Source organism: Blautia sp. HCP3S3_C4 (genome assembly GCF_052064095.1).
Lineage (GTDB): Bacteria > Bacillota > Clostridia > Lachnospirales > Lachnospiraceae > Blautia_A.
Map to the genome: position 1 here is coordinate 20,802 of NZ_JBQHWF010000009.1, position 12,785 is coordinate 33,586.

8 protein-coding genes are annotated in these 12,785 nt (G+C 43.4%); 4 read left to right on the plus strand and 4 right to left on the minus strand.

The window, feature by feature from the left end; genetic code table 11:
• Nucleotides 1–95 precede the first annotated feature (95 nt).
• The 4 genes from murC to ACTNC6_RS09490 all read left to right on the plus strand — a co-directional run bounded on the left by murC (nucleotide 96) and on the right by ACTNC6_RS09490 (nucleotide 5,213).
• Complete coding sequence (gene murC, locus ACTNC6_RS09475; protein ID WP_173742627.1) at nucleotides 96–1,475, plus strand: UDP-N-acetylmuramate--L-alanine ligase; 1,380 nt, start codon at nucleotides 96–98, stop codon at nucleotides 1,473–1,475.
• A gap of 473 nt (nucleotides 1,476–1,948) precedes the next feature.
• Nucleotides 1,949–2,998, plus strand: coding sequence for a DnaD domain protein (locus ACTNC6_RS09480; protein ID WP_173742628.1), 1,050 nt, complete (start codon nucleotides 1,949–1,951; stop codon nucleotides 2,996–2,998).
• Nucleotides 2,999–3,040: 42 nt separating this feature from the next.
• Complete coding sequence (locus ACTNC6_RS09485; RefSeq protein WP_441036725.1) at nucleotides 3,041–4,024, plus strand: ATP-binding protein; 984 nt, start codon at nucleotides 3,041–3,043, stop codon at nucleotides 4,022–4,024.
• A 4-nt stretch (nucleotides 4,025–4,028) separates the two neighbouring features.
• Nucleotides 4,029–5,213, plus strand: a complete 1,185-nt coding sequence (locus ACTNC6_RS09490) for a ribose-phosphate pyrophosphokinase (protein ID WP_441036726.1) — start codon at nucleotides 4,029–4,031, stop codon at nucleotides 5,211–5,213.
• A gap of 200 nt (nucleotides 5,214–5,413) precedes the next feature.
• Here the strand turns inward: ACTNC6_RS09490 and ACTNC6_RS09495 are convergent, their stop codons facing one another.
• From ACTNC6_RS09495 to galT, 4 genes are all read right to left on the minus strand, one after another.
• Nucleotides 5,414–7,168: a metallophosphoesterase family protein gene (locus ACTNC6_RS09495; RefSeq protein ID WP_441036727.1), complete on the minus strand. Its 1,755-nt coding sequence runs from the start codon at nucleotides 7,166–7,168 to the stop codon at nucleotides 5,414–5,416.
• 47 nt (nucleotides 7,169–7,215) lie between these two features.
• Nucleotides 7,216–8,607 (minus strand): asparagine--tRNA ligase, encoded by a 1,392-nt coding sequence (gene asnS / locus ACTNC6_RS09500; protein WP_441036728.1) that lies wholly within the window; start codon nucleotides 8,605–8,607, stop codon nucleotides 7,216–7,218.
• A 143-nt stretch (nucleotides 8,608–8,750) separates the two neighbouring features.
• The gene (locus tag ACTNC6_RS09505) at nucleotides 8,751–11,195 is read right to left on the minus strand and encodes an InlB B-repeat-containing protein (RefSeq protein WP_441043946.1); all 2,445 of its coding nucleotides are present in this window, start codon (nucleotides 11,193–11,195) and stop codon (nucleotides 8,751–8,753) included.
• Nucleotides 11,196–11,257: 62 nt separating this feature from the next.
• Nucleotides 11,258–12,748, minus strand: coding sequence for a UDP-glucose--hexose-1-phosphate uridylyltransferase (gene galT, locus ACTNC6_RS09510; RefSeq protein WP_173742634.1), 1,491 nt, complete (start codon nucleotides 12,746–12,748; stop codon nucleotides 11,258–11,260).
• Nucleotides 12,749–12,785: the final 37 nt, after the last annotated feature.

A 12,785-nucleotide genomic window follows, 5' to 3' on the forward strand; every position in this document is an offset into this window, starting at 1 on the left:
TCCTTACCATCACAAAAAAGATATAACTGAAAGACTTTTCATTTTTCCTTTCCGGGAGTATAATAAGCCCAAACCAAAATAAGGAGAACCATATTATGTATCAGATAGATTTTCATAAACCGCTGCATATCCATTTCATTGGCATCGGCGGAATCAGTATGAGCGGTCTGGCTGAGATTCTTCTCGAAGAGAATTTCATTATCTCAGGTTCCGATTCCAAGTCCAGCCCTCTGACCCAGGCACTGGAGAAAAAAGGTGCTACTATTTACTACGGTCAACGCGCTTCCAATATCAGTGATCAGGTAGAACTGGTAGTTTACACTGCTGCCGTTCATCCGGATAATCCGGAATATGCCTGCGCAGTACAAAAGGGACTGCCAATGCTTACCCGTGCAGAACTTCTGGGACAGATCATGCGCAATTACGAAACTCCCATTGCCATTTCCGGAACTCACGGTAAAACAACCACCACTTCCATGGTATCCCACATTCTCCTGGAGGGAAACTGCGATCCTACCATCAGTGTGGGTGGCATTCTCCCTGCCATCGGAGGCAATATCCGTGTAGGCGAATCTGAAACCTTTGTCACAGAAGCCTGCGAATATACCAACAGCTTCCTGAGCTTTTTTCCAAAAATCAGTATTATCCTGAACATAGATGCCGATCATCTGGACTTTTTTAAGGATATTGATGATATCCGTCATTCCTTCCGCCGTTTTGCCCAGCTTCTTCCTGCTGACGGAACTCTGATCATTAATGCAGACACGCCCAGATACGAAGAGATCATCCGCGACCTTCCCTGCAATGTGATCACCTATGGTCTGGAACAGGATGCAGATTATCAGGCAGGGGATATTACCTATGATAAATATGGTCACGCTTCTTTCTCTGTTCTTCGTCATGGTGTAAAAGTAGGAAGTTATTATTTGAAGGTACCGGGTATCCATAATGTATCTAATGCATTGGCAGCAATTGCCCTGGGACATCTTCTGGGACTTTCCGAAGATGTGATTATCAAGGGTCTTGGAAGCTTTACCGGTACTGACCGCCGTTTCCAGTATAAAGGCCAGGTGGCAGGTGTTACTATTATTGATGATTATGCACATCACCCTACAGAAATCGAAGCTACCTTAAACGCAGCCCACAACTATCCTCACAATAAAGTATGGTGCGTATTCCAGCCTCATACATATACCCGTACCAAAGCACTTCTGCCGGAATTTGCCAAGGCACTTACTCTGGCTGACCATGTAGTTGTAGCCGATATTTATGCAGCAAGAGAAACCGATGATCTGGGTATTTCTTCCGCAGATCTTCAGAAGAGAATCCAGGAACTTGGCACTCCCTGTGAATACTTCCCGACTTTTGATGAGATCGAGAATTTTCTTCTCTCCAACTGCCAGGAAGGCGATCTGCTTATCACTATGGGAGCCGGTGACGTGGTAACTATCGGCGAACAGCTTTTAGGTAAATAAAAAATCAGGAGACCGTCAGGATTTCATATCCGGCGGTCTCTTTTTTACTCCAAATTCAGAATCACTTTTTCAATTGGCGGTGTATTTATCCCAAAGTTATAAACAAATTGTTCCACATTCTCTGCCTGTGTTTTTTTCCTCTTTTTTGCACTTATCCACATTATCCACATGGTTATACACATTTTATGTCTCCCATTATTGTGGATTTATATGTGTATAAATCATTTAACATAATTCGACAGTTTTCTTAACATAAATTCTATGTTCTTCGCCCAAAATCGTTGTTTTTCAAGTTTCCAATAATCATTTACATTTTTGCTTTTCCACATTATCCACATTACTACTCTCTTCATTCTCAGCAGCGCCACTTCACCAATCTTTCCTCTGGCACAAAAATAAAGGTTGTGCTATAATTCAGATGATATTAGGGTCAAAAATCAATATGACCATAAAACAGGAAAGCGAGCAGATTCATGACATCCATCACATTACAGACTGCTTCCCCCCGGGAAGTCACAGTCCTAACCAATGATTTTATAGACAACTATATGCCCAGAGCCAACGGGGAATTTGTAAAAGTATACATCCATCTTCTCCGTCTGCTGTCTGACGGAACCACTCCGTTCAGCCTGGAACAGATGGCAGATCATTTTTTCTGTACAGAGAGAGATATCCTCCGCGCCCTGAAATACTGGGAAAAAGAAAAACTCCTGATTTTAAATTGTCAGGACAGCGGCGAAATTTCCTGTATTACCCTGACCGAACCAAAAAAGCAGAATAAAAATTCCATCCTGCCTGCACCTGAACCCACCCCTGATTCTGCACCGGCTTCTGTTTCCTCTCTGACCCCTGACCGTGTGAAAGAATTGAAACAGAACGATGAGATTGTTCAGTTACTCTATATTACAGAACAATACCTGGGCAAAACTCTGACTCCCACTGAAGTTAAAAAGATCATGTTCTTCTATGATGAGCTTCATTTTTCCCCGGATCTCATAGAATATCTGATTGAATACAGTGTCAGCAGAGGACATAAGAGTATTCGATACATAGAAACTGTGGCGCTTGCATGGGCCAAAGAAGGAATCTCCACTGTTACCATGGCTAAAGAAACAAATTCCCAGTATAACCGGGAATATTACATCATCCTGAAAGCTATGGGGATCAGCGGCCGAAATCCTGTAGAAAATGAAATTTCTCTCATGGACACCTGGCTGAAGGATTATGGCTTCACACTTGACATTGTCCAGGAAGCCTGCAGCCGTACGGTTCTGGCAACCGGTCAGCCCAGCTTCCCCTATGCAGACAAGATCCTCTCTGGCTGGAAGGATAAAAGTGTCAAAAATCTTTCCGATATCCGCCAGCTGGATGCCCAGCGTCAGCAGCGTAAACTGGAAAAAGCAGAAAAAGCATCTAACAAAAGAGACTCATCTGCTAAACCTGCCAGTCAGAACCGATTCAATAATTTTCATCAGCGAAAATACGACTTCAACGAATATGAAAAGAAATTACTGAACCAGTAAAGAACCATATCACCTAAAGATATACAGAAAAGGAGGCAGTTCATGCCTTTACAGAACTATCAGTACGATAAGATTATGAGGGAATACAGCAAGGCCCAATCCAGGAACCGTCGTCTTCTGGAAGAACATAAACAGGAAATCTATGCCAAAATCCCCCGAATCAGAGAAATCGATGAAGAAGTGGCTACTTTAAGTACACAAAAGGCCAGAGCCTTGCTAAGCGGACAGGCCTCCGGTACCGAGGACCTGAAAGCAGCAATCTCTCTCCTGTCTCAGGAGCGGACTGCCTTACTTGTATGCAATTCTTATCCTGAAGATTATCTGGAGCTTCCCTACACCTGCCCCCTGTGTCAGGATACGGGTTATGTAGGAGATAAAAAATGTATCTGCTTCAAGAAGGCTGAGATAGAATTACTCTACACACAGTCCAATTTAAAAGAAATTCTCAAAAAAGAAAACTTTGAGCACTTTTCTTTTGACTACTATTCTGATACAATGAGAAACGAAGCTACGGGACTGACTGAAAGAGAAACCGCCAAAAAGGCTTTCGATACCGCCAGAAATTTCGTAAGGACATTTGACACTTGTTTCGAAAATCTTTTTCTCTACGGAGATACCGGCGTGGGCAAAACCTTTCTCTCCCACTGCATCGCACAGGAATTACTGGATACAGCCCACTGTGTCATGTACTTCTCTGCCTTTGATCTTTTTGATCTCCTTGCAGATTCCAAATTCTCCAGGGAAAAAAACGAGGGTGCAGAATTTATACTTGACAGTGATCTGCTGATCATCGATGATCTGGGAACCGAACTGACTAACAGTTTCGTATCTTCTCAGTTGTTTTTGTGCATAAACGAACGAATCATGCGCAGAAAATCAACAATTATTTCTACAAATCTAAAACTTGAAAATTTCTCGGACACCTATTCCGAGAGAACCTTTTCCCGGATAGCCAGCAATTATCGTATGGTAAAGCTGGAAGCCAAAGATATTCGGATACAGAAAATATTCTTAGGAGGAAAATAAAATCATGTCACAGACAAATACAAAGGATTTAACTACACTTCCGGTGGGAAGACTGGGTCTGATCCCACTGATCAGCTGTAAAGATCTGGGAGAAAAAGTCAATGACTGGCTGATTCAGTGGCGTAAGGAACGTTCCCACGATGAACTGGGCTCCTTTGCTTTCGAGGGTTATCAGAGAGATTCTTATCTCCTCCCTGTTCAGACAGCACGTTTCGGTTCCGGAGAGGCCAAATGTACTATCCTGGAATCCGTCCGCGGCGATGATATCTATATCATGGTAGACGTATGCAATTACAGCATCACTTACAATATCGGACCATTTACCAATCTTATGTCTCCGGATGACCATTTCCAGGACTTAAAACGTGTGATCGGCGCAGTCAGCGGAAAGGCCCGCCGAATAAATGTAATCATGCCATACCTGTATGAAAGCCGCCAGAACATCCGCAACGGCCGAGAATCCCTGGACTGTGCAACTGCACTTCAGGAGCTGGTAAGCATGGGTGTAGAAAACATCATCACATTTGATGCCCACGATGCCCGTGTCCAGAACGCAACCCCTATGCACGGATTTGAAACCATCCAGCCTTCCTACCAGTTTATCAAAGCTCTCTTAAACCATGAAGATGGCCTTCACATTGACAATGACCACTTCATGATCATCAGCCCTGACGAAGGAAGCATGAACCGTGCTATCTATCTGGCCAATATCCTGGGGGTAGATATGGGAATGTACTACAAACGTCTTGATTATTCCAAACGAGTGAATGGCCGCCATCCAATCGCAGCCTACGAATTCCTTGGACCAAACCTTAAAGGCAAAGACATGATTCTCATCGATGATATGATTTCCTCCGGAGATACAGTACTTAAAATTTCCTCTCTCCTCAAAGAAAGAGGTGCAGGTCGAATCTATATCTGTTCCACCTTCGGTCTCTTCACCGATGGCCTGGAAAAATTCGACAAAGCCCACAAAGATGGCGTCTTCGACAAGCTGCTCACCACTAACCTGATTTACCAGTCCCCTGAGCTTCTTGCCAAAGACTACTATATCACCTGCGACATGAGCAAATACATTGCCCTGATCATCGACACCCTCAACCACGACCAGTCCATCAGCCAGCTCCTTAACCCTGTGGACCGAATCAACCGCTGCGTAACCAACTACATGTCTCGCTATACTAAATGAGTTAGTATAGCGTGTTCCCTTCCAGCAGAAGCGAAGCAATCTGCGTCCCCAATAAAGCCTCTGCCAAAACACAGCCAAAAAAATCCGTAAAACTCGCCCATATGGGCGGATTTTGCGGATTTTTTTATGCAGCTAGCCGATTTTCCAAACCTTAAAGTTATTAGCTCTCAAAACCATGAGCCCCAGAGGAACCGCCGCTTTTAGCGTCCCTCCGAATACTTTTTAATAACTCCCATAGCCAGATTCAATGCCTTAATATCTATTTCTTCCCTCGCAGTCAGACAAATTCTGTCCTCATACTCTCTATATTCCTCCTGCAGATTTCCAAGGGAAACTTCCCTTTCACAATACTCCCGCTGCAGTTCTTCCCTGTTCTTTTTCAGCTCCTGCTGTCTGGACAGCCATTTTGCCTTCATGCGTCCTCTCTTCTGCAGTTCTCTGGCCCCTTTCATCCTTCCGGTTCCAAAGACACATACGCCTAAAGCCGCAATCACAAGAATGCCCAATTCAAGAACAGCACTGTCCGTAAACACAGTAGCTGCCACAAGCAGAATAATTCCCAGAACAGCAGACAGGATCATCCCTGCAGTATAAAAATCTCTCTTTTTCCTGGCCCTTTCCGTCTTTCTGTCCAGAATAGCCACTCCTGTCTCATCTCCAGGCCGCATATGAAGAGAATTCTCTTTTTCCTCAATCTGATCCAGATTACCCTTCAGAGTATTCATCTCTCTCTGGACATGCTCCACATTTGTCAAAAGCTTTTGCAGCTCCCCTTCCTCATCCCTGCACCTTCTCTCCTGCTGAACCAAAAATCCCTTTCTGGACATTTTCAACATCTGCATGGAACGCTCCAGATCCAGCGAATATCCGGCTTCCTTTTCAGGCTCTCCCTTCATCCCGGAAAACCTGCCAGTCTCCATCAATGCCTGAATTCCATAATATAAGGCTTTCTCCTCTGTTTCTGTTCTGTTATTTTCAGGAAAATATCTGATATAATCTCCGATCAGAGTCCCGCTATATTGCTTTTCCATCATCTCCAGGTCATAAGATGGTCTGGACTCATCTACAACTTCTGAAATAATTCCAAAGGTTTTCAGCTTTTCCGGCAGAAGCCAAAAACCGGGAGTCCGGTTTCCTCTGATAAAAATTTTATAAATATTCATTCTGCCCTTTTGAGACAAATCTGCCTTCAGCATATTTTCCGCAGATGCCTGTGTAGAGTCCTCACGCAGCATCAGCGTGATCTGCTCATAAGAGCGGCAGGCAAAGGGAACAAACCTGGTTTTCAGGCTTCCATTCTCCAGTTCTCCCTCCATATAGCCATGGGGTCCCATATCTTCCCTGTCCACAGGTTCCAGTGCCCCTGCATAAGCAGCTTTGTCCGGAATCAAGATCTGAGGCTCATGGAGATGCCCCAATGCAATATAATCAAAGCCTGCACCGGATACTGCCCCCATATTTACAGGAATATGCTTTGCATCTCCCCCATGAGCCAGCAGAATATGGATTCCTTCCTCTGCCCGTGGACTGGCAGAATCATAAAGGGGTTCCTCTATTTCCTGGTGTTCATAGCTGAGCCCATAAATATAGACATCCAATTTCTCATCCTTCACACAGGTTAGCTCTTCTTTTTCAAAAAAAAACACGTTGGACGACCACTGAAATCCTCTGTAAAAACAGTTTTCTTTCAGATAATCATGGTTTCCCGCCATCAGATAAACCCGGGTATCCGGTATAGAAGAAAACAAATTATTTACTTCTTTTAACTCACGCAGCAGCGGCTGACGATGGAACAAATCTCCTGCTATAAATAACAAATCCACCGGATTCTCGCGGATGCCCGCAATAACCCGGCGGAAAGTTTCCCAGATTTCTTCCTCTCGCCTGCTGCTCCAGGAACAGCCTCTGTCAGGGACTGCACCTAAATGTACATCTGCAAGATGGATAAATCTCATGCCAATCTCTCTTTCTAAATCAAACGAATAAAACAATCAGCCTATACTTACAGGTCGCAATTCTTAACAGTTCTTGGGAATGGGATTACGTCACGAATATTTCCCATGCCGGTAAGGTACATTACGCAGCGCTCAAATCCCAGTCCAAAACCTGCATGACGGGTAGTACCATATTTACGGAGATCCAGATAGAAATCATAATCTTCCTTTTTCAGACCCAGTTCATCCATACGCTTTTCAAGCTTCTCCAGATCATCCTCTCTCTGGCTTCCTCCGATGATCTCTCCAATTCCCGGTACCAGACAGTCCATAGCTGCAACTGTTTTATTATCCTCATTCATTTTCATATAGAAGGCCTTGATTTCCTTCGGATAGTCTGTGACAAATACTGGTTTTTTGAAAATTTCCTCTGTAAGATATCTCTCATGCTCAGTCTGCAGGTCACAACCCCAGAATACCTTATAATCAAATTTATCGTTATTCTTCTCCAAAATCTCTACTGCCTCTGTGTAGGTAACATGACCAAACTCAGAATTTACCACATGATTTAATCTGTCCAGAAGTCCCTTATCTACGAAGGAATTAAAGAAATTCATTTCCTCCGGGGCATTCTCCAGAACATAACGGATCACATATTTCAACATAGCCTCTGCCAGATCCATATTGTCATTCAGATCAGCAAAAGCACATTCCGGCTCTATCATCCAGAACTCTGCTGCATGGCGGGTAGTATTGGAATTCTCAGCACGGAAAGTAGGACCAAAGGTATAAACATTGCGGAATGCCTGAGCAAAAGTTTCGCAGTTTAACTGTCCGCTTACTGTCAGATTGGTCTCTTTTCCAAAGAAATCCTGAGTATAATCAATTGCTCCTTTATCATCCTTTGGCACATTATTCATATCCAGTGTAGTAACCTGGAACATTTCTCCCGCTCCCTCGCAGTCACTTCCTGTAATCAGAGGAGTATGCACATATACAAAGCCCTGTTCCTGGAAGAATTTATGAATTGCATAGGCACAGAGAGAACGAACGCGAAATACTGCCTGGAAAGTATTGGTACGTGAACGAAGATGTGTAATCGTTCTCAGATATTCCAGACTATGACGTTTCTTCTGCAGCGGATAATCAGGTGCTGAGGTTCCCTCTACAACAACCTCTGACGCCTGGATCTCAAAGGGCTGCTTAGCCTGTGGTGTAGCTACAAGAGTACCCTTTACAATGATGGCAGCACCTACATTCAGTTTACAGATTTCTGAAAAATTCTCCATAGTATCGTGATAAACAACCTGAAGGGTCTCAAAAAAAGTACCGTCATGAAGCACAATAAATCCAAATGTCTTGGAATCACGTACGCTTCTGACCCAGCCGCCTACGGTAACCTCTTTATCCAGATACTGTTCTCTGTTTTTATAAATTTCTTTTACTGTTGTTAATTTCATCTCAATATTTCCTCTTTCTCCCATTATCAAACGAATATTGCTAAAAAGACGAAACGCTGTTAATTCCCACAGCCGTCTCGCCTTTTAGTATAGACTATTCCCTGATTTCACGCAAGGAGTAATCTGATATTTTCCATAATCATTTATCGTCTTTTCAGAGAATCCAGACATCTGGCATAAATTCTCTTATAAGTAGCCGCTGTATAATGAAGTCCGTCATCTATCGTCCCAGCACCATAATGATCACTTGAAAAACTATATCCTGTACTCTTCAGATAGCTGTACATATCAATATAGGTATAGGCTGAAGACAGATTTTCTCTAAGATAATCATTCATCCTTCTGAGTTCAGCTTCACTTCTGTCCGCCCTGTCTGCATTAGAAAGCATTTTTCTGTTTATAGGGTTAACTGACATAAAATACAGCTCACATCCCTTACTCGTAAGGATTGGCTCAATGAGATTATAATATGACGCATATTTCTTGTATTTTTTCAGATCATTTACACCGAAATTAAAGATCACAGCTGTTTTTTTCTGTAAAATACTATTGGTATCATGCTCTACCAGACGATACAGTTCCTGATAACCGGTGCTGATCAGCCACTCGTATCCTTCACCTCTCTTGCACACAAATTTCACATTCTCAGTCACATTCGCCGGCATGTTCTTCAGCACATTACTCATAAATTCCGTCCGGGAATCTCCCACAAATACCACCTGCTTGTACTGATAGGGATTTACCTGAGGCAGTTCCTCCGCCGGCAGGTTTTTCTCTGAAGAATTCCTGAATACCACAGCATACAGATTCATATTATCATCCACTACAATCTCCTGCTCTGCCTCATATTCAGGACTTGTGTTCTGTCCCTGCCTGGGTGACCATCCCATAAATGTATACCCGGCTGCATCCTTCACACCAGGCAGAGTATAAGTATCTCCCTTTCCAAGAGTTACCGTGGAGGATACCACTCCGCTGTTTGTATAAAAGGCAATCTTCACTGCCTTTTTCTGAACAGCATACAATTTAAGATTCTTCTTCACCGTATAAGTGGTTCTGCTGGTAGCTTTATCTGCATTCTTCTTTGTGGACCAGCCTTTATTCACATATCCGGTTCTGGCCGGCACCAATGGGAAAGTGATGGTGGTTCCCTCTTCAACCTTCATATTCAGCTTCTGGTAAGAGGCATTTGTTTTCCCATTTCCCAGGAAGAACTGTACGGTATAATATTTACTCTTTCTGCGTACTGCATAATAAGTAGTATTTTTTGTAACCTTTACCTGACTGCCTGCTGCATATACCGGATTTTTCCCTCCCTTTGTGGTAGTCCAGCCCAGATTGATATATCCCTTTGCCTTAGGAACCTCCGGAAGAGTGATTTTCTGGTTTTTTGCTGCATACAGATCCAGGGAAGTATAGGTTTTGCTGGTACTGGTCCCACTGTTATTATTAAAGGTTACTTTATATGGCATCTTTTTATAAACTGCATAAAAGTTAAGATTCTTCTTTACAGTAATCACTTTACCTTGCGCATAAGCCGCTTTAGATGCATTTTTGCTGAGAGCCCAGCCCAGAGCCTGATATCCCTTTCTGGCCGGCACCTTGGGAAGCTGTATCGTCAGCCCTTTTCCAATGGTCTGATTCAACCTTGCAAATGTGTTATTACTTGCTCCGCTTTGTGAACGGAAAGTCACCTGCAAAGCCGTGCGGCGGATAATATACAGGAACTGATCCTTATTTACTGTATATTGAGAATTCAGTTCATATTTTACCTCTGTGCCTCCCTGTTCATCTGTCCAGCCATAATTCACATACTTTGTGCCTCCTGGATCCGGCAACATCACGGAATTGGTCTCATAGGCTGTCAATGTCAGTTTGGAAAAGGACGCTGTTCCGGAATTGTTATAAAGAACCACTTTACACTTCCTGGGCATATAAAAAGTCAGCACACCATCTTTGAGAAACTTTGGCCAGCTTTCTGTCTTTTTTAAAGTCAGCTTTTCACCGCCATTAAAGGTGATGCCATCAGCAAGCATCTCATTTTGCTCCAGCTTCCACTTATCAGGTGCTGCAGAATCCGGCACATGGGGAAGCAGTACAGAGTCATCCCACTTTACCACTGTCCTGAGATTTTCGCACTCAATGCCATCACCATCCATAAAACGAATCTGCACTTCTTTCGCAGGATCAAAGGGTACCGGAGTAGGTGTTGGTGTCACTGTTGGTGTCGGCATCACTGTTGGAGTTGGCGTCACTATTGGCGTTATGCTCGGAGACACCTCAGGGGTTACTGTCGGAGATACTTCCGGAGTTACAGAAGGCGACACCTCAGGGGCCGGTGAAGGTGATACCTCAGGAATCACTGTTGAAACAGGTATAGGTGTGGCCTGCACTGCAGTCTCACCCCTATCACTGTTTTCCCCCACATATCCTGTGTAAGCATCATCCTCGCCAGAGCTAAACAGCCCTGCATCTGCGCAGGGAGCCTCAAACTCCACTGCCTGTACCGGAATTCCTGCTGTTATCACTGCCGCTGCCAGAAAAAGGCAGGCCAGCCGTTTTCCTCCTTTGTGTTTTCGTCTGTCCATACTTTTATTACCTCCATTTTACAAAACCCTCAGGCACGCCACAGGACATCCTGCAACAATGCTTAGAGTCTGTCAATAAATTTCATAAACGCTGTTCTGCCCTCTGGCGTGCATTTATAAACTCCTGCATCCTCAAGAACATGAACAAAAACATTTCCCACTTCTTTGCGAAGCACATCCTGGATATTTTCTTTATCCAGATATTCATATTTTGGCAGAAATTCTGCCACCCAGTCTGCATGCTTTTCTATCTTTTCATTAGAAGAAACATCCTTTCCTTCCAGAATATATTCTCCCAGAAGCTCCAGTTCCTCCTTCAGTCTTGCAGGAAGTACTGCCAGACCCATTACCTCAATAAGACCAATGTTTTCCTTTTTAATATGATGATACTGAGCATGAGGATGATATACTCCCAGAGGATGCTCTTCTGTGGTAATATTATTTCTCAGTGTCAGATCCAGTTCAAAGGTATCACCTACCTTACGTGCGATAGGTGTAATGGTATTATGCGGTTCTCCCTCTGTCTCTGCAAAAATAAATGCAGCCTCATCTGTATATCCTCTCCACACTTCCAGAACATGTGTAGCCAGATCCACCAGACGTTTCTCATCCTTATGACGAATTCTCAGTACGGAAAGAGGCCATTTTACAATTCCAGCCTCCACATCCTCATATCCCGGAATGGTAACTGTTTTCTCAATAGGTGCCTTTGCCATTGCAAAGGTATAATGTCCTCCCTGGAAATGATCATGACTGAGAATGGAGCCTCCTACAATTGGCAGATCCGCATTGGAACCCAGAAAATAATGAGGAAACAATTTTACAAAATCAAATAATTTGATAAAGGTATTTCTCTCTATCTTCATAGGAACATGACTGCAGTTAAATACGATACAGTGCTCATTATAATATACATAAGGAGAATATTGGAATCCCCATGGACTGTCATTTACAGTAATGGGAATAATTCTGTGGTTTTCCCTTGCCGGATGGTTTACTCTACCTGCATACCCTTCATTTTCAGGGCAAAGAAGACATTTTGGATAACTGCTTGATTTCACCAGTTTTGCTGCTGCAATGGCTTTTGGATCCTTTTCCGGTTTGGAAAGGTTAATTGTAATATCAATTTTTCCATACTCGCTGTCCACTGTCCATTTCTGGTCTTTTTTTACCCGATAACGCCGGATATAATCACTGTCCTGGCTAAGCTTGTAAAAATAATCCGTAGCTTCTACAGGATTCCTGGAATATTTATCCCAGAATTCCTTCTGAACCTGTCCCGGACGCGGCATCAGACAGTTCATCAGTCTGGTATCAAACAGATCACGATAAACCACACTGTCCTCAATCAGTCCTCTCTTCACCGCTTCATCCAGAAGTGCTTTCAGCACTTCCTCCAGATCAATATTACCATATTCTTCCTCCGGCTCTGTATATTCGTCTTCCTTAAATACATCCAGCAGAAGATTTGTGGCATAATTTTTTTCACATGCAGGTGTCAGCCCTGTCTCTATTCCATACTGAACCAGCTTCTTAATATTTTCATATAACATATCCTTTTTCTCCTTTATCTTTTACATTTCATTCTTT

Excerpts from the sequence above, each read along its gene's own strand:
- ACTNC6_RS09480 (WP_173742628.1), top strand. The coding sequence starts at position 1,949 with ATGACATCCATCACATTACAGACTGCTTCCCCCCGGGAAGTCACAGTC.
- ACTNC6_RS09495 (WP_441036727.1), bottom strand. The coding sequence starts at position 7,168 with ATGAGATTTATCCATCTTGCAGATGTACATTTAGGTGCAGTCCCTGAC.
- ACTNC6_RS09485 (WP_441036725.1), top strand. The coding sequence starts at position 3,041 with ATGCCTTTACAGAACTATCAGTACGATAAGATTATGAGGGAATACAGC.
- murC (WP_173742627.1), top strand. The coding sequence starts at position 96 with ATGTATCAGATAGATTTTCATAAACCGCTGCATATCCATTTCATTGGC.
- ACTNC6_RS09505 (WP_441043946.1), bottom strand. The coding sequence starts at position 11,195 with ATGGACAGACGAAAACACAAAGGAGGAAAACGGCTGGCCTGCCTTTTT.
- galT (WP_173742634.1), bottom strand. The coding sequence starts at position 12,748 with ATGTTATATGAAAATATTAAGAAGCTGGTTCAGTATGGAATAGAGACA.
- asnS (WP_441036728.1), bottom strand. The coding sequence starts at position 8,607 with ATGAAATTAACAACAGTAAAAGAAATTTATAAAAACAGAGAACAGTAT.
- ACTNC6_RS09490 (WP_441036726.1), top strand. The coding sequence starts at position 4,029 with ATGTCACAGACAAATACAAAGGATTTAACTACACTTCCGGTGGGAAGA.